The 15702-nt window shown below is 57.0% G+C and carries 17 protein-coding genes, 1 tRNA gene and 1 other annotated feature; of the genes, 11 read left to right on the top strand and 7 right to left on the bottom strand.

Annotation, left to right across the window (positions count from 1 at the left end):
• Window positions 1-7: 7 nt before the first annotated feature.
• On the bottom strand, window positions 8-2638 hold the full coding sequence (locus FC75_RS04030) for a YfhO family protein (RefSeq protein WP_056989199.1): 2631 nt from the start codon (window positions 2636-2638) through the stop codon (window positions 8-10).
• A 154-nt stretch (window positions 2639-2792) separates the two neighbouring features.
• Here FC75_RS04030 and FC75_RS04025 point away from each other — a divergent pair, with 154 nt between their 5' ends.
• The 5 genes from FC75_RS04025 to FC75_RS04005 all read left to right on the top strand — a co-directional run bounded on the left by FC75_RS04025 (window position 2793) and on the right by FC75_RS04005 (window position 7448).
• A complete protein-coding gene (locus FC75_RS04025) occupies window positions 2793-4907 on the top strand; it encodes a peptidoglycan D,D-transpeptidase FtsI family protein (protein ID WP_056989198.1) in 2115 nt (704 codons plus the stop codon).
• A 156-nt stretch (window positions 4908-5063) separates the two neighbouring features.
• On the top strand, window positions 5064-5744 hold the full coding sequence (locus tag FC75_RS04020; protein ID WP_056989197.1) for a rhomboid family intramembrane serine protease: 681 nt from the start codon (window positions 5064-5066) through the stop codon (window positions 5742-5744).
• A complete protein-coding gene (locus FC75_RS04015) occupies window positions 5741-5974 on the top strand; it encodes a YqgQ family protein (RefSeq protein ID WP_054666298.1) in 234 nt (77 codons plus the stop codon). Before FC75_RS04020 ends, FC75_RS04015 begins: the two co-directional genes overlap by 4 nt.
• Window positions 5967-6926, top strand: a complete 960-nt coding sequence (locus tag FC75_RS04010; protein ID WP_056989196.1) for an ROK family glucokinase — start codon at window positions 5967-5969, stop codon at window positions 6924-6926. Before FC75_RS04015 ends, FC75_RS04010 begins: the two co-directional genes overlap by 8 nt.
• Window positions 6927-7037: 111 nt before the next feature.
• Window positions 7038-7448, top strand: a complete 411-nt coding sequence (locus FC75_RS04005; RefSeq protein ID WP_056989195.1) for a rhodanese-like domain-containing protein — start codon at window positions 7038-7040, stop codon at window positions 7446-7448.
• 38 nt (window positions 7449-7486) lie between these two features.
• On the opposite strand, the gene FC75_RS04000 is transcribed toward FC75_RS04005, so the two are convergent.
• Complete coding sequence (locus FC75_RS04000) at window positions 7487-7666, bottom strand: DUF3042 family protein (RefSeq protein WP_056989194.1); 180 nt, start codon at window positions 7664-7666, stop codon at window positions 7487-7489.
• A 52-nt stretch (window positions 7667-7718) separates the two neighbouring features.
• Here FC75_RS04000 and miaA point away from each other — a divergent pair, with 52 nt between their 5' ends.
• From miaA to glnA, 3 genes are all read left to right on the top strand, one after another.
• Complete coding sequence (gene miaA, locus FC75_RS03995; protein WP_056989193.1) at window positions 7719-8657, top strand: tRNA (adenosine(37)-N6)-dimethylallyltransferase MiaA; 939 nt, start codon at window positions 7719-7721, stop codon at window positions 8655-8657.
• A gap of 103 nt (window positions 8658-8760) precedes the next feature.
• Window positions 8761-9126, top strand: coding sequence for a MerR family transcriptional regulator (locus FC75_RS03990; RefSeq protein WP_056989192.1), 366 nt, complete (start codon window positions 8761-8763; stop codon window positions 9124-9126).
• A 23-nt stretch (window positions 9127-9149) separates the two neighbouring features.
• Entirely contained in the window at window positions 9150-10490 is a 1341-nt protein-coding gene (glnA, locus tag FC75_RS03985; RefSeq protein WP_056989191.1) for a type I glutamate--ammonia ligase, read from the top strand.
• 117 nt (window positions 10491-10607) lie between these two features.
• Here glnA and FC75_RS03980 read toward each other — a convergent pair whose 3' ends face one another.
• On the bottom strand, window positions 10608-12998 hold the full coding sequence (locus tag FC75_RS03980) for a Xaa-Pro dipeptidyl-peptidase (RefSeq protein ID WP_056989190.1): 2391 nt from the start codon (window positions 12996-12998) through the stop codon (window positions 10608-10610).
• Between the two features lie 119 nt (window positions 12999-13117).
• Between FC75_RS03980 and FC75_RS03975 the strand changes: the two genes are divergently transcribed.
• Window positions 13118-13191 (top strand) — tRNA-Arg (locus tag FC75_RS03975).
• A 39-nt stretch (window positions 13192-13230) separates the two neighbouring features.
• Here the strand turns inward: FC75_RS03975 and FC75_RS03970 are convergent.
• The 3 genes from FC75_RS03970 to FC75_RS03960 form a co-directional block, all read right to left on the bottom strand.
• Window positions 13231-13593: a helix-turn-helix domain-containing protein gene (locus FC75_RS03970; RefSeq protein ID WP_056989189.1), complete on the bottom strand. Its 363-nt coding sequence runs from the start codon at window positions 13591-13593 to the stop codon at window positions 13231-13233.
• 65 nt (window positions 13594-13658) lie between these two features.
• Window positions 13659-13973 carry an SHOCT domain-containing protein gene (locus FC75_RS03965; RefSeq protein WP_056989188.1) on the bottom strand — a complete coding sequence of 105 codons (315 nt, stop codon included), beginning with the start codon at window positions 13971-13973 and terminating at the stop codon, window positions 13659-13661.
• Window positions 13957-14415, bottom strand: coding sequence for a hypothetical protein (locus tag FC75_RS03960; RefSeq protein ID WP_054663483.1), 459 nt, complete (start codon window positions 14413-14415; stop codon window positions 13957-13959). Before FC75_RS03960 ends, FC75_RS03965 begins: the two co-directional genes overlap by 17 nt.
• Before the next feature lie 214 nt (window positions 14416-14629).
• On the opposite strand from FC75_RS03960, the gene FC75_RS13115 reads away from it, so the two are divergent.
• Complete coding sequence (locus FC75_RS13115; protein ID WP_255533311.1) at window positions 14630-14752, top strand: hypothetical protein; 123 nt, start codon at window positions 14630-14632, stop codon at window positions 14750-14752.
• A gap of 126 nt (window positions 14753-14878) precedes the next feature.
• On the opposite strand, the gene FC75_RS03955 is transcribed toward FC75_RS13115, so the two are convergent.
• Complete coding sequence (locus FC75_RS03955; RefSeq protein ID WP_056989187.1) at window positions 14879-15127, bottom strand: hypothetical protein; 249 nt, start codon at window positions 15125-15127, stop codon at window positions 14879-14881.
• A 157-nt stretch (window positions 15128-15284) separates the two neighbouring features.
• Window positions 15285-15353: a sequence feature (ribosomal protein L21 leader region), on the top strand.
• A 29-nt stretch (window positions 15354-15382) separates the two neighbouring features.
• On the opposite strand from FC75_RS03955, the gene rplU reads away from it, so the two are divergent.
• On the top strand, window positions 15383-15694 hold the full coding sequence (gene rplU / locus FC75_RS03950; RefSeq protein ID WP_054663477.1) for a 50S ribosomal protein L21: 312 nt from the start codon (window positions 15383-15385) through the stop codon (window positions 15692-15694).
• Window positions 15695-15702: the final 8 nt, after the last annotated feature.

The following is a 15702-nucleotide window of genomic DNA, read 5'->3' as shown; positions in this document are numbered from 1 at the left end:
CGCATTTTTAACGTCTTGAACGCAGCCGGCCCGGGTCAACGAGTTTGCCGCGAGGCGGGAACCGGACCCAGAGCAGCGTCAGCGCAAGCGCGAAAACGCTGATCAGCACCCCTGGCCAGAAGTACGGCGGGGTGTAAGCCATGGTGATGGTGTGTTCGCCCTTGCTCAGCGGAATCGCCATCAGAAAGCCCAAGGCCTTGCTTGGCTGGACCGCTTTGCCGTCCACTTTGGCGTGCCAGCCGGCTGCGTAAGGAATCGAAGTCATCAGGACCTGATGCTTCTTTGTCGCTGTGGCTTCTGCAGTCAGGCTGCGGTCACCGCGCTTGGTCAGGTGCCAAGAATTGGCCTTCAGCGCGTTGAGGCGGACGGCCGTGGCCGACATGTCCAGGGTGAACAGGCGAAGCTCCCCGAAGTCGGCGGAATCCTTGTTCAGCGTGAAGGTCAGGGTCTGCTTTTTTCCAGGGGCGCTTGGGGTCACATTCAGTAGCTCGCGGTCGCGGAAGGTGTCGTAAATTGGCACGTTGCGGCCGTTTTGCGTCAGGCTGACCAGGTTATCCGTGAAGTTCGCACCGATTTGCAGATAATACGGATCTGTCGTTTTCGCCGTGAAGGTGTAGGTGACCGTGGTCTGCTTAGCCACCGGCTTTTTCGTCACAATATTACCTGCCGCACTGCCGCCCTTCACGACCATGGGGCTGAGCGCAGCCGCCGCAAACAGGGTCGGTGCGCTTGAGTCCCCAGTCAGCCCGGCCATGATGCGCTCCTGATTGATCACCGGTTCTGAGGCCATCAGCTTGGTGTTTAGAATTTTGTTGGAGGAAACAAAGCCCAGGCCCAACGCGTAAGGATTATCATATAGCGTAAAAGCTTTAGTTTGGCCAATTTGGTTGTAGTTGAAAAGGTCAGGTCTTGCGGACACTTGCGGCAAAAAGGTATTCAGCGGCGCATCCAGGCGCGGCGTGATGAACCCCTTCAGGTCCAGCAGCGCATCGGTGATCACGGTGCCGTCGGTATAGGCGACAAAGCCGTCGCCTGCGCTTTGCCCAATTGCCCCAAAGAAGCGCGGCGCGGCCGGCTCCATCATCGAGGTGAACTGATCAGTGCCCAGGTAGCCGACCTGCATGGGGTCATTTTTCGAGCGCAGGGTGGTTTTCCCAATGCGGTCGTTTTCACCGATGTGCGCCTGCGTCGCGCTGATGCCGTCGCGCAGCGCCTCCGTGTAGGTGTGGTAATCGGAGTGGCTGATGTAGGACAGCTGGTTCAGGGTGAGCACGGCGTTGCTGCCGGCATCGACCACCATCAGGAGGCCGACACCGATGGCAAACGCGCGGCGGCCCTCCGAAAGCATCGCTAAGCCCACGAGGGCCAGCGCATCAAGGACGATAGTCAAACAAATGGTATTGGTCGTCAGGTAGGCGTACTGCGCGCGGCGCAGAAAGACGGTCAGATCCAGCGCAGCGAAGACGCTCACGCTGAGCAGCAGCTGAGGCACGGTGATGCCGTTTGGCCGCAGCCGCAGCGCGCGCCAGGCCAGCGCCATCAGCCAAAAACAGACGACAAACGAGAAGCGGTAAGGGTACCAAACGGGGTACTGCATGCCGTGCCACAGCAGGTCCAGCGGGGACCAGCTGAGCGACACCGCCAGAAAGGCTGAAAACACGAGCGCGTAAAGTTTTTCCTGCCACCGGATCTCCTTAGTGAAGAAGTACAGCAGGAATCCAATCAGCGCGACGCTGCCGACAAAAATGTTTGCCTGGCCGGATGGCATCTGGCCGTATGAAAAGGACCCGGCGAAAAACTTGCCGAGCTGCTGCAGCGGCGTGGTTTCGAAGTGCGTCCAGCGGATGTGCGTTTCCGTGTAGGTGCCCTTGCTTTGACCCAGCTGAAACAGCGTTGGCAGCAGGAGCCAGGCGGACAGGCCGCCAGCAAGCAGCCCGGCGCCGGCAAAGCGGCCGATGGCCCGCAGCGCCTGGCGCCACGGCAGCCGCGCCTCGACCAGCCGCAGCCCGAAGTATCCAACAATAAACAGCACGGTCATGTAAGCCATGTAGTAATTGCTGATGATGGCGAGCAGCAGCCAGCCCAGAAACGGCCACGGGCGCCGGCGCGCGATCAGGGTGTCGACCCCCAGCGCGATCAGCGGTAAAAATACGGCCGCGTCCAGCCACATCAAGTTGAGCTGATTGGCCAAGGCCCAGCCGGACAGGGCGTAGGCGGTGCCAAAGCCGACGATCCAAGGCAGGCTGCCGCGGTAGCGCTTGACGTACAGACCCATCGTGGCCCCGGCTGCGGCGTATTTGAGCAGTGTCATCACGGTGATAGCCAGGTCGAGCGCAGACTGTGGGAACAGCAGCAGGATCAGGTTGAAGGGACTCATCAGGTAATAGGCCCAGGTGCCCAGCGCATCCCCGCCAAGGTCCTTGTTGAACGTGAAGAAGAACTGACCAGGGTGGCCAAAAAGGGTCTGGCGATAATAGCTGTAAAAGTCAATGTATTGCTGGCCCATGTCAACAGTCATGATCGAGTTATTGCCGAACGGCCAGACCTTAGTGGCGATGTAGTAGCCGGCCATGATCAACGCCGGCACCGCGGCGGCCAGGACCAGTGGGTGTTTTTGCAGCCAGTGAATGAGGCGCATGGCAGGCTCCCTTCTTGCGCGCTTACAAAAGAGTAAACTTTGGCGGGTTCGGCGCGCGAATTTGCTTGTTCCATAGTAACATGAAAGCCAGCAAGGCGTGGCAGAGCCGGCTGGTTTTTGCTACACTTGAAGGGTTACTTAAAGGAGAGAGACCGTGAAATACATTCGTACGCCAAAGCCGAAGCGGGAGCGCTCGCACATTCCCGCGCGGCTCAACATATTATTCTTCTTCGTGTTCTTGCTGCTGGCAGCGCTGGTGGCGCAGCTGGCCTACCTGCAAATCATGAACGGGTCGAAGTTTCGCGCGGATGTCGACTCGACGGATTCAGCCGTGGTCACCAGCGCGGTGCCACGTGGCCAGATCTATGACTCCGAAGGCCGACTGCTGGTGGCCAATTCCGCCAACAGTGCCATTGTGTACACCAAGAGTGTTGGCGTGGCGGCGGCCACCATGCGCAAGACGGCCGACGAGCTGGCGAAGTACGTCACGATCGACGAGTCGGGGATGCGCAAACGTGATTATGCGGATTATTACCTTGCCGACAAGGATAACGAAAAGGCGGTGATCGCTCAGCTGCCCAAGGCCCTGCAAACCACGACCGATACCAGCAAGCAGTACAAGGCGGAAGTCGCGTATGCGGTCAAGCACCTGCCGGACTACTCCGACCGGGAGAAAACGGCGGCGGCCTTTTACAAGAAAATGAACGGCGCCGCGCAGCTGACCACCGTGTACCTGAAGGACCGCGACGTGACGCGGGACGAGGTGGCGCAGGTCGGTGAGCACCTGACTTCGATGCCTGGGATCAACCTTGGCACTGACTGGGACCGCTCATACCCGAATGGCAAGTCCATGCTGAGTATCATCGGGACGGTGTCCTCGGAAAAAACCGGGCTTCCGGCCGAAACCGTCAACGAGTACCTGGCCAATGGGTACGCCCGCAATGATCGCGTCGGCACCTCTTACCTGGAAAAGGAGTACGAGAACGTCCTGAAGGGCGCCAAGTCACGCACCAAAGTCGGCATTGGCAGCAATAACAACATTGTCAGCCAAACCACCGAGTTCAAAGGCGAGCAGGGGGCCAACCTCAACCTGACCATTAACTCGGCCTACCAGAAAAAGGTGGACGCCGACGTTCAGCGGGTCTTCAACCAGGCCCGGTCCGCGGGGATGACCAATGTTTCCGACGGGGCGTACGCCGTGGCGATGAACCCGCACACCGGTGCGATCCTCGCCATTTCCGGGCTGCACCAAGATGACAAGACCCACACGATCACCAATGACTCGCTAGGGGTCTTAAACCGCTCGTTTGCGATGGGGTCCATTGTCAAGCCGGCGATGGTCCTGGGCGCCTTGCAGGATGGGGTCATCACCGTCAACAACAACACGCAGGCCGACACGGCGATCTACCTGAAAAACACCCCGGTCAAGAAGTCCGATTACGGGATCAACACTTTTAGTTCCCTGAATGCGACGAAAGCCCTGGAAGTCTCCTCAAACACCTACATGATGCACTTGGCGATGAAGGAAGGTAATGCTGATTACGTGCCGAACTCCCATTTGATCATGAATAAGGATATCTTTACGAAGATGCGCGGCTACTTCAATCAGTTTGGACTCGGTCAGAAAACCGGCGTCGACCTGCCAGGAGAAATCACCGGCCAGGAAGGGCCCACGACCATGGACGGGCTGTTCCAAGTCGGCTCGGCGCTGGACTTGTCTTACGGGAACTTCGATACCTACACGCTGATCCAGGCGATCCAGTACGTCAGCACGCTAGCCAACAACGGCTATCGCATGAAGCCATACATCGTGAAGAGTATTAGCCAAACGCTCAGCAACGGCAGTCAGGGACCCGTGCTGGACACCACCACGCCCACGGTCCTGTCCAAGATCAAGAATAATCAGGCTCAGCTCAATCTGGTCAAACAAGGTATGTGGCAGGTGGTTCACGGGACCTCCGGCTATGCGACCGGGACCGCGCTGCAATCGCTGAATCCTGGCGTGGCCGGGAAGACCGGGACGGCGCAGACCTTCACGCCGGATCCGACCAACCCGAACGGCAAACCGATCGAGGCCATCACGCAAAGCTTCATCGGCTACGCGCCGGCAAAAAATCCGCAAGTGGCCGTCGCGGTGGTCGTCCCGAACTTGGGTAAAATGTCCAGCTACGCGTACGACATCGCCAAGCTCATGTTCCAGGACTACTACAGTTTGTACAATGTCCCCAAGGAGAAAAATTACAACGCCAAGGCGGCCAATCCCGGTTAACGGCCGCTCGCTGGCGCCACAGCTAGGAAAAGTCAGGCAAAGATGCTAAACTATTGAATGAGCTTGGGAGCGTTTTTTCCGATCACTTGTGGCAACCGGCAGCGGGCTCACCCGGTGCCGGTTTGTTGTGTGAAGCCTCAGGAAGGAGCCGTGCGGTTGCAATATCGATTGAGACAACTGAAAAATTCACCTTACATCACGTACGCGTTGTTTGGACTGACGGTGCTCGTGTTTCTGCTCGAAACCGTTAACGGCGGGTCGACCAATAATTACGTCCTTGTCCGGTTTGGGGCGCGGTGGAACCCGCTGATCGAAGCCGGCCAGTGGTGGCGACTGATCACGCCGATTTTTGTCCACATCGGTTTGATGCACATCTTGGTCAACGGGGTCACCCTGTTTTACCTGGGCGGCATCACCGAGCTGATTTTCGGCCACTGGCGGTTTTTGGTGCTGTACCTGGTGTCCGGGTTTACCGGTAATTTGGCCAGCGCGGCATTTAACCCGACAGGCCTGGCGGCAGGGGCGTCCACGGCGCTGTTCGGGATGATGGGTGCGTACCTGATGCTGTACGACGGGTATCGCGAGAATTCCGGGATCCGGGCGATTTCACGGCAGTTCGTGATGCTCGCGGCTTTGAACATCGTCTTCGATCTTTTCATGCCCGGGGTCGATATTTACGGCCACATCGGCGGGTTTCTTGGCGGCTTTCTGATTGCGTACGCGCTGGGTGCCCCGAAATTGGGCGAGACGTCAATGCCGCGGCGGGTCGGTTCTCTCTTTGCCTTGGTGGCCGCGAGTGCGGCACTACTGATTTTTGCGTTTGGAAGTGCGCTATGAAGACTTTTTACGATGTGTTGCAACTGCTTGAACGGTACGGGACCTACATTCACGTCGGTAAGCGGCTCTGGGATATTGAGCTGGCTGCCGTGGAAGTGGATCGCTTGCACGAGTCTAAGCTGATCGATGACCGCACGTACGCTTCGGCGAAGATCATTTTGCGCCACGAGCACGAACAGGAAGAAAAGCATCCCTTGATTAATGATGATGGAGGAAAAAGTAATGGCTGACAAAAAATTGATGGGGGTCGACCTTGGCGGTACGACCTGCAAGTTTGCAATCCTGACCGAAGACGGCGAGATCCAGCAGCGCTGGAGCATTGACACCAATATTCTGGATGAGGGCAGTCACATCATCCCTGACATTATTGCCTCGATTCAGGATCACCTGAAGCTGTACAACATGACGGCCGCCGACTTTGATGGGATCGGCATGGGCACTCCAGGAACCGTCGATCCGGCTCAGGGTACGGTCATCGGTGCGTACAACCTGAACTGGAAGACCATGCAGTACCCGAAGCGTGAGATTGAGGCGGCCACGGGCATCCCGTTTGCCATTGATAACGACGTCAACGTCGCGGCGATGGGCGAGCAATGGAAAGGCGCCGGTGACAAGTCAGACAATGTGACCCTGGTCGCCTTGGGCACCGGTATCGGCGCCGGTATCGTGTCTGATGGCATTCTGCTGCACGGCGTGGCCGGTTCTGCCGGCGAGGTCGGCCATGTGACCGTTGAGCCGAACGGGTACATGTGCACCTGCGGCAAGCGCGGCTGCCTGGAAACCGTTGCCTCCGCGACTGGCATTGTGCATGTCGCGCGGGACATGGCGGAAGAGTACGCCGGGGATTCCAAGCTGAAGCAGATCCTTGACGACGGGGATGACATTTCCTCAAAAATCGTCTTTGACTGCGCGCAGGCTGGCGACAAGCTGGCGCTGATGATCGTAGACAAGGTGTGCTACTACCTGGGATTGGGCCTTGGTAACCTCGGCAACATCCTGAACCCCGAGTACCTGCTGATCGGCGGCGGCGTTTCCGCGGCCGGCGACTTCCTGCTGACCCGGGTCCAGAAGTACTTTGACCAGTTCACGTTCCCGAACGTCCGCAACACGACCCACCTGCGTCTGGCAACGCTGGGCAACACGGCCGGCGTGGTGGGTGCAGCCAGCTTGGCTCGGCCGTAATCGGATTTTAAGCAAAAGCGCAAGCCTCGGGTCTATACCTGAGGCTTTTGTGATAAACTAGAAGTAACATGCGCCGTCCACAGACGACGCTTTGAAAGGACGTTTTTGGTTATGGGGAATTTTTTGCTGGTGTTGGTTGGCTTGGGCCTGCTGGTCTGGGCGGCTAATTGGCTTCTGACGCAGTGGCAGAAGTCACGCTTGAAGTCAGTCGGTGGGGAGATCACGCCGGATGTGTTTGAAGCGAACATGCGTAAGGCGCAGATCATTGATTTGCGTGAAAAAAAGGATTTTGACGCTGGTCACATTCTCGGCGCCCGCGACTTGCCGTATACCCAACTCAAGCAGCGCATGATCGAGCTGCGCAAGGACTTGCCAGTTTACATGTACGATTTGACCGGTGCGGTGTCTGTCAAGGCGGCGCGGCGCATGAAAAAAGCCGGCTTTGAGCACCTGTACTTCCTCAAAGGCGGCTATGACAATTGGTCTGGCAAAACAAAGAAAGCTAAGCAGTTTGAAGACTGATTCAAAAAGCCCCTGCAATCGCAGGGGTTTTCTTGTGCTTAGCCTTGGTGAGAGGCATGTTGCTTCCGGTTGGCCTTGCGCCGGTTCTCATTGATCTCGTCAACCTTGGTTTCTACGGGTTCGATGTAAGACTTCTTGAATGCAAATACGGAGCTGGCCACGGCGCCTGCCGACGCGACAACGCCGACCAGGAACCCCTTTAAAAATTTGTGCTTCATGAAAATCCCTCCCTCTGGAACTTTAGGTGCTAATTTCATTATACTAGATGACATGACAGAAAGTGAGCAAAATCCATTGAAAACTCGAGTGTTGATGATCGGCGGGCCCACCGCGACCGGCAAAAGCGCGCTGGGCGTGCAGCTGGCCCGGCAGTTCAACGGTGAAGTAATCAACGGGGACGCGTTTCAAATCTACCGCGGGATGGACATCGGCACTGCTAAGGTCACGCCAGCGGAAATGGCTGGCATTCCCCATCACCTGATCGACATCAAGGATCCCGGCGAAAGTTTCTCGGCCGCCCAGTTTCAGCGGCTTGCCGAGTCGGCGATCAAAGACCTGACGAGGCGGGGCAAGCTGCCAATCGTGGTGGGGGGCACCGGCTTTTACCTGAACGCGTTGCGGCTGGCCTTGCCATTGGGCGAGCACGCGGCCAGTCCGGTGCGGACCAAGTGGCAGCAGGCGCTGGCCGAGCACGGGCCAGACTGGCTGTGGGGCCAGCTGGGCGCCCAGGACCCGGAGGCGGCCAGTCGTATCCCGGTGGGCAATTCTCGGCGCGTGATCCGTGCGCTGGAGGTGATCGAAACCACCGGGCGCAAATTTTCGGCGCAGGCAGTTCCAGTCCCGGTGTACGACACCTTGGTCCTCGGCCTGACCACGGACCGGCCGGCACTGTACGCGCGCATCGATCAGCGCGTCGATCAAATGGTGGAAAGTGGGCTGGAGGCTGAAGTGCGGCGCGTGCTGCAAAACACGGCCCCAAGCGCCCAGGCACTGAAGGCCATTGGGTACAAGGAGTGGCTGCCGTATTTTGCCGGGCAGGCGACTTTAGCGGAAACGGTCGGCCTGATCAAAAAAAATTCGCGCCATTACGCCAAGCGGCAGCTGACGTATTTTCGCCACCAGCTGCCGACGCACTGGTTGGATATGATCGCGGATCCTGAAGGCGGGTTGGCGCAAGCACAAGCACTCGTCGCAAATTGGTTAGACTAGGCTTTTGAAAAGAAAATTGACGTTATGTCAGTTTTTCTGACATCAACAGTTGACGCCTTTTTGCCAAATTGGTATGGTTGTCTGCGTGAAGGAGGGACTGCCGATGCCAGAGATCAGTGATATTCGCACGCGGGCGGTGCTGCCAATCAGCACAGTGATCGCGCTCACCGACCTTTCGGCGCGGCAGATCCGTTATTACGAGGCGCAGGGGCTGCTTCACCCACTCCGCACGCCTGGCAATCACCGGATGTACTCCTTGAAGGACGTGGACGACTTGGTTGAGATCCACAGCCAGCTGGCGGCAGGGTTTTCGCTGGCCGAGCTGAGGGATGCCCAAAAGCAGCCGAAGTCGAAGACGAAGCTTTCCGACGAGGAAGTACGGGCGGCGCTTCGCTCGGAGTTGTTGAATCAGGGTAGGTTGAACCCGCGTGGGGATAGCCCGACGCAGGGATTTGGTTTCAGACCGTAGGATAATTGCAGAAGGAGTGGCTCATGGCTAAAGAACCGATTACTGCCGACATGATCCGGCAGAGTGTTAAGGATCAAAACGTTGAATTTTTGCGACTGATGTTTACTGACATCAACGGCATTAACAAGAATGTCGAAGTGCCGGTCTCCCAGCTGGAGAAGGTATTGGCCAACAAAATTACCTTCGACGGCAGCTCGATCGACGGCTTTGTCCGCATCGAGGAATCTGACATGCTGCTGTATCCGGACCTCGACACTTGGCTGCTGTTCCCGTGGGAAAATGACGGGGGCAAGATTGCGCGGCTGATCTGCAGCGTGCACACGCCGGACGGTAAGCCGTTCATGGGCGATCCCCGGAACAACCTGATCCGCGTGATGGAAGACGCCCACAAGGCCGGCTACACGGCTTTCAACATTGGACCGGAGCCGGAATTTTTCCTGTTCAAGTTGGATGAGAACGGAGACCCGTCGCTGAAGCTGAACGACAAGGGTTCCTACTTCGACTTTGCCCCGCTGGACATGGGTGAGAATTGCCGCCGCGACATTGTGCTTGAACTCGAAAAAATGAACTTCGAAGTTGAAGCCTCTCACCACGAGGTTGCCCCGGGTCAGCACGAAATCGACTTCAAGTACGCCGATACCGTCAACGCTGCGGACAACATCCAGACCTTCAAGCTGGTCGTTAAGACCATTGCCCGCAAGCACGGGCTGTACGCGACCTTCATGCCAAAGCCGATCCACGGGATCAACGGGTCGGGGATGCACATCAACATGTCGCTGTTCAACAAAGACGGTAACGCGTTCTACGACGCCGGCACTGATGACCAGCTGTCGAGCACCGCGATGCACTTCCTGGCCGGCCTGCTGGCCCACGCGCGCGGCTTGACCGCCATCAACAACCCGACGGTCAACTCTTACAAGCGCCTGGTGCCAGGCTTTGAAGCGCCGGTTTACATCGCCTGGTCTGGCACGAACCGCAGTCCGCTGATCCGGGTTCCGCAGTCCCGCAAGCTTGGGACGCGCTTGGAAATGCGCTCAGTCGATGCCACGGCTAACCCTTATCTGGCGATCGCGGCGATTCTTGAGGCCGGACTCGATGGCGTCCGCAATCAGTTGGATCCAGAGGAAGCGGTCGATCGCAACATTTACAAGATGCAGGACACCGAGCGCAAGGCCAACCACATTCAAGACCTGCCATCGACGCTGCACAATGCCCTGAAGGCCCTTGAAAGCGATCCAGTCGTCAGCGCTGCGCTTGGCGATCACCTGTACCACAGCTTTGTGGACTCCAAGGATCTCGAGTGGGCAGCATACCGTCAGAGCGTTTCCGAGTGGGAACGGGACCAGTACCTCGAGCTTTACTAAGCGGTCCGGCGTTAGACGCGCGGGCGTTGTCGGCGCAAAGCCCGATTCTGCAGAAAATATTGGCATCACGCCATAAAAAAAGCACGCAACTGAGAAAATCAGTCGCGTGCTTTTGTCTTACTTGCGGTAGCGCAGGGTCAGTGTGCTTTGCGCCAAATCGATGTGGAAGTTGACCACGGTTTCGGTACGCTGCGTTTGGGCCATGTCGGCGCCGTGAATGATCAGCGCCAGGTGCCGGCCAGCAGGCAGGTGCAGGTGCGTCGGCTGCAGGTCAAAGTCAACCGTGAATGGTTTCCCTGGGGTGACTGGCGCATTTTCGTAGGCGTTCTTTTGGTTCTGAACGTTGACATGACCGAAGGAGACCAGCTTGCTGGCCGTTTCTTTGGCCGGCTTGAACTCCTGAATGCTGACGGTCTTGTAGTCGTAGCCAAGGTTCCAGCCTCCGGCATCGACGACTCCGGCCACTGGGGCAAAGCGCTTGGCTTCGCCGACGTCGACCAGGCGCGCCGAGAGAATCGCGGTTGGCTGGTCGATCCACAGGCGCAGCTTGAGGTGGGGGATACCTTCCAGCGTCACGTCTTTGGTTTCGGCAGGCAGGTCGAGCCACAGCCGGGCGCCATCATACTTGGAGTGCGGCTTGATGATCTCAGCCTCAAACCCATCGGAGTCCTCCTTGTCTTCCTTGAAAATCGCGGTGGCATTATCAGGGAAGCCGGCGCGCTTGCTGGCCATGTCGTTCTGGAGGTTGTAAGGCTTATCGGTATGCTTAGCGTCGGCCGTACCGAACTCATCGTAGGTGTGCCACGTCTCAGGTTCCACGTTGTCCTGAACTGTGACGTTCGGCAAGGCCGCCGGGGCGCCATTTTGCACGCCGAGCAGCTCGTAGGACAGCCACAGGTTTAACTGGTCGACAAAGTCGAGGGACCGAATGTTGTCGAGGTACGTGTGCTGGCCTTGATGCAGGAACAGCTTCTTGTTGATGGGCAGGTCCTGAATGCCATTCCAGTAGCGGATCGCATTGGCCGGTTTGACGTTCCAGTCGTTGAGGCCGTGCTCGATGATGACGTCGGCTTTGATGTTTTTCAGGTTGTTGCGATAGTTGCGTTCATCCCACCACTTGGTGTAATCGCCGAACTCGCGGTCCTGGTCCTTTGTGATGGCGGCCAGGGTCTTGTCCCATTCCGCCTGAATCTTAAGCATGTCACCGGCCTGCTTTTGCCGAGAAAAAGTGTCTACGGCGAGCACGTCGGCGTCTTCACCTTGGAAGCCGCCAGGGGCCACGACCAGGCCATTTTCGCGGTAATAGTCGTACCAGCTGGAAATCGCGGATTCGGAAATGACCGTTTTCAGCCCGGCAACGCCGCTGGTCGCCGCCGCGATCGACAGGGTGCCAAGGTACGACTTACCGGTCATCGCGACCTTACCGTTGCACCACCAGGCCTTGATCTCAATGCCATCGGTGCGGTTGGTAAACGCGCGGCGCTTGCCGGTGAGCCATTCGATCACTGCGACTGCCGAGTCGGTTTCGCTGGTGCCGCCAGTTGAGCGCACGCCATCCGAGCCGCGGGTGCCAACTCCGCCGGAATACACGGTGACAAAGCCGCGGCCAAGCATGTAGTCGTTGAACATATAGCTGCCGCCTTGGTCGGAGTAGACCTCGGCGGTTCGACTTTCGCCGGTGACTGGCTGGTGCGGCAGTTCAGCTGGGGTCGTGGGGGTGTACGTGACCTCATCTTTGGTGTAGGAATGCGTCTTGACTGCTAGTTTAGGGTCTGGTTTGTGCGTGATCCAATCCACATCGTTGGTCCCGTGGAAGTACGGGTTGGCGGTGAACAGGACCGGCATCTTTACCCCGGCGTCGGTTTCTTGCGGCCGAAAAATGGTGGTTTCCAGCATGTCGCGCTTGCCATCGTGGTCGGTGTCCATGTCGGATTCAATCCAGACGACTTCGCGGTGAATTTTCCGCGCGTCAAAGACATTTTGTGCCTTGCCATTGAAGAAGAGATACTCCGGCGTCTTCTTGCCGGCTTGGAAATCCCGGTAAAAGCCGCGTGCGGCCAAGGCGTCAAGGAGGGTCACCAGGTGCTTGGTGCGCGTGCAGAGCAGCAGGTACATGGCCGACCAGAAATCAGCGGTGGTGGCGATGTCTGCGTTAACCACCGGCAGCTTGGTCTCGGCCATGAACTTGAGGCTATCCGCGAGCTGATAGTCGGTCTTAGGCTCAAAGCCCAGCAGTTGCAGCGCGACGGCGTAGAAGTCCGTCCGGGAAATCTGCGTGGGCTGTGAGGCAAGAAATTGGTTCAGGTCCTGCTCGCCGTTGACCGCAACCGAGGCCAGGGCCTGCTGTTTCGCAGTTTCACTAAAGGCTTCCGGGAAAAGCTTGCGAAAGGCGGCATTGGCCGCATCGCTGAGTGATTGATCAAGGTCGGGCGTGAAGCCGACGGCGGTCAGTTCGTTGAGCTGAGTCGCCTGGTCGGCTTGAATCCGGCCGTTTTGGTTGAGTTTCAAATCGATTCCTCATTTCTTTTTCATTTAATAGGTTCAGTTTAGCCGAGCAGCGGCTCGCATTCAAGCCAGCGCGCGATTGACAGGCCAAGCGGCGCATCCGTATAATGAACAGGTTCAATGTGCTAGTAGCTCAGTTGGATAGAGCAATGGTCTTCTAAACCATTTGTCCCGGGTTCGAGCCCCGGCTGGCACACTAAAGCCGCATTCCTAGTCAGGGAGTGCGGCTCTTTGTTTACTGTCTTGCTTTTTCTAGCACGCGGCGGACCAGTTGTAGCTCAGCCCTGGAAAGGGGTTGGCCTTGATATTGGACGGCTGGCTGGTCGTCAGCGAGGTCGACTGCGGTGGTACCAGTTTGGACATAGCGGGGGTCGATCGCGCCTTTGTTCACGCCAAAGAAGCTGGCGAGTTTCGCAACGTTGGTCGCGTTAGGAGTCGTGGTGCCTTTGAAGTAGCCGGTGAGGGTGCTGCGGGGAATGTGCGTGTCATCGCTGAGCTTGGCCTGGGTGGTGTGGTTCGCCAGTAGCAACCTGTTCAGGCGCTGTTTGATGATGGCCTTATTTTCTCTGTCCTGCGGCGTCTCCGGATTTCTTGCCAATGAAAATCACCTCCTCATCACTCTTGGAAACAAAAACGCGCCACCCAGCAGGCGGCGCGACGTTGTTAAAATTTCAGATCGTCTTGCTCACCCAAGATTTTAGCCTTCTGCTGGTCAAATTCTTCTTGGGTGATGGCGCCTTCGTCCAGCAACTGCTTGAATTCGCGAATCCGGTCGGCGGCTTCTGCCTGGGCTTGGTCTTTTTTGGCTTGCGCATCCGCCGCTGCCTTGTCCTCAGTCTGCTTGCGGTGGTAATAGTACCAGACTGCAAAGCCGATCAACCCAATGGCCACAAACACGTACCAGTAGGTGATCAGAACTGAAAAGAGCAGCAACAGGATGAAAGCCCCGCCGCAGCCGATTTTATTTTCCTTCTTCATGAGTGTCGCTCCTGTTATCGGCGATGATCTGACCGGCTGCGGTCACGATTTTCGTCGTGCCATCGGCGGCTTCAACTACGAACTGAATCGGTGCCGAAATGGCGACCGTTCCGCTGACGGTGTGCCACCCAAGGTCTCCGAGCTGAGCCGTCAGCATGGTCTCGGCGTCTTGCGCGGACTGAACTGGTTCCCAGTCAAGCGGCTGGAAGTGGTTGGCCGTTTCTGCGGCGGAAATATCGCGGCGGTTAACAGGATGGTTGTCCTTGGTGGGAATGTGGGTGAGGATGTGCCAGGTGATCCAGCCGCCAAGCACGAGCGTGAGAGCCCCCCAGACCCACTGGTGGGCGATGAAGAGCAAGATCACCATAATCCCGACCACAACGCCAGTGATGATGGCGCCGCGAACATCGACGAATTTGCGGGCAGTGCGTTTTGTTTCCATAGTTGACCTCTGTTTCGGTATGATAATTATATCTTCGCACAACGATGGGTGATAGACACGCCTTTTCACTAAAGTATTCAGCAATCAGACTAAAGACTGATTTTAGCTCGCAAGGAATGACAGCGCTTGACATGCTTACATAAGTATAGTAAAATAATAGATAGTCGCAATTGAAACAACCCATTCATGTGCGATACGAATGGAGGTAATTGATATGAAATATCGGATCCAATTAGATACCCAGACGCAACAGTTTATTGCGATCGACCCAAGCAACCAAAACCACATTGGTCGCGGCGCTACGATCGAGCAAGCCGTTGCGCAACTTAATCGGTAATTAAGGTGCCAAGCCTGAAGCCATCGTGCTTCAGGCTTTTTATTTTGCCGTTGACGCGCAAACACTTTCTCGGGGTCAAAGACACATGTTATACTTAATGTCCTTGGCAGGGGCGGGTCCGCGCATTCAGCGGGCCTTTTTCTCTGCTCGCAGGTAAGCTCGCAGCATGAGCAGGCCAGCGACAATGCCAATCATCCACAGAATATAAAAGACGCTGAACCATCCCCAGCCGTATATCTTTGTTGCCAGCGTGGCCAAGGTCAGGATCACGAGGCCGGTCACGATAAAGTTGATGGGCTGGTGCAGCCGGGCGGTGGTGGTGGCGACCAGGCCGCCGGTGATCAGAAAAATTAAGCTGTTCAATGCAATCGTCATGGGCCTCAACTCCTCGTCATTAGTATAGTCGAGGGGGCGGCTGCCAACAATGATATTTCCCCGTGAGGCTGGCAAGGCTTTTTCCTTGACGGGTACGCAGATTCTGCTTGCGTCAGGGGCTGCAATCTGATAAACTCGTTACGTTGTATTTGTCACCCCTCATCTGCAACCGCACAACGTCAGGTATCAAAGCCTAGCACCTGGCTTGGCGAGTCTTCAGGGGAAAAAGCCTACGGGCAACAGGAGGTGCACAAGATGTACGCAATTATCAAAACCGGCGGCAAGCAGTACAAAGCCGAAGTCGGGGAAGCACTTTACGTCGAAAAGCTCGATGTTGAAGAAGGCAAGACTGTCACGTTTGACCAGGTGATCCTGGTCGGCGGCGAAGGCGATGCCAAAATCGGCACGCCAACGATCGATGGTGCGACCGTCACTGGTAAAGTTGAGAAGCAAGGGCGCGAAAAGAAGGTTGTTACCTACAAGTACAAGCCTAAGAAGCATCAACACCAGAAGAAGGGTCACCGTCAGCCTTACACGAAAGTTGTTATCGACGCGATCAACGCCTAACGGGGTGA

Origin of the sequence: Lacticaseibacillus camelliae DSM 22697 = JCM 13995, from assembly GCF_001436615.1 — a bacterium.
In the GTDB taxonomy this organism is placed as follows: domain Bacteria; phylum Bacillota; class Bacilli; order Lactobacillales; family Lactobacillaceae; genus Lacticaseibacillus; species Lacticaseibacillus camelliae.
This window is presented reverse-complemented; position numbering and strand designations above follow the sequence as displayed.

Coding starts and splice junctions, on each gene's coding strand:
- rplU (WP_054663477.1), top strand. CDS start 15,383: ATGTACGCAATTATCAAAACCGGCGGCAAGCAGTACAAAGCCGAAGTC.
- FC75_RS13115 (WP_255533311.1), top strand. CDS start 14,630: ATGAAATATCGGATCCAATTAGATACCCAGACGCAACAGTTTATTGCG.
- FC75_RS04005 (WP_056989195.1), top strand. CDS start 7,038: ATGGGGAATTTTTTGCTGGTGTTGGTTGGCTTGGGCCTGCTGGTCTGG.
- FC75_RS03965 (WP_056989188.1), bottom strand. CDS start 13,973: ATGAAGAAGGAAAATAAAATCGGCTGCGGCGGGGCTTTCATCCTGTTG.
- FC75_RS04010 (WP_056989196.1), top strand. CDS start 5,967: ATGGCTGACAAAAAATTGATGGGGGTCGACCTTGGCGGTACGACCTGC.
- FC75_RS03990 (WP_056989192.1), top strand. CDS start 8,761: ATGCCAGAGATCAGTGATATTCGCACGCGGGCGGTGCTGCCAATCAGC.
- FC75_RS04000 (WP_056989194.1), bottom strand. CDS start 7,666: ATGAAGCACAAATTTTTAAAGGGGTTCCTGGTCGGCGTTGTCGCGTCG.
- miaA (WP_056989193.1), top strand. CDS start 7,719: ATGACAGAAAGTGAGCAAAATCCATTGAAAACTCGAGTGTTGATGATC.
- FC75_RS04015 (WP_054666298.1), top strand. CDS start 5,741: ATGAAGACTTTTTACGATGTGTTGCAACTGCTTGAACGGTACGGGACC.
- FC75_RS04030 (WP_056989199.1), bottom strand. CDS start 2,638: ATGCGCCTCATTCACTGGCTGCAAAAACACCCACTGGTCCTGGCCGCC.
- FC75_RS03960 (WP_054663483.1), bottom strand. CDS start 14,415: ATGGAAACAAAACGCACTGCCCGCAAATTCGTCGATGTTCGCGGCGCC.
- FC75_RS03955 (WP_056989187.1), bottom strand. CDS start 15,127: ATGACGATTGCATTGAACAGCTTAATTTTTCTGATCACCGGCGGCCTG.
- glnA (WP_056989191.1), top strand. CDS start 9,150: ATGGCTAAAGAACCGATTACTGCCGACATGATCCGGCAGAGTGTTAAG.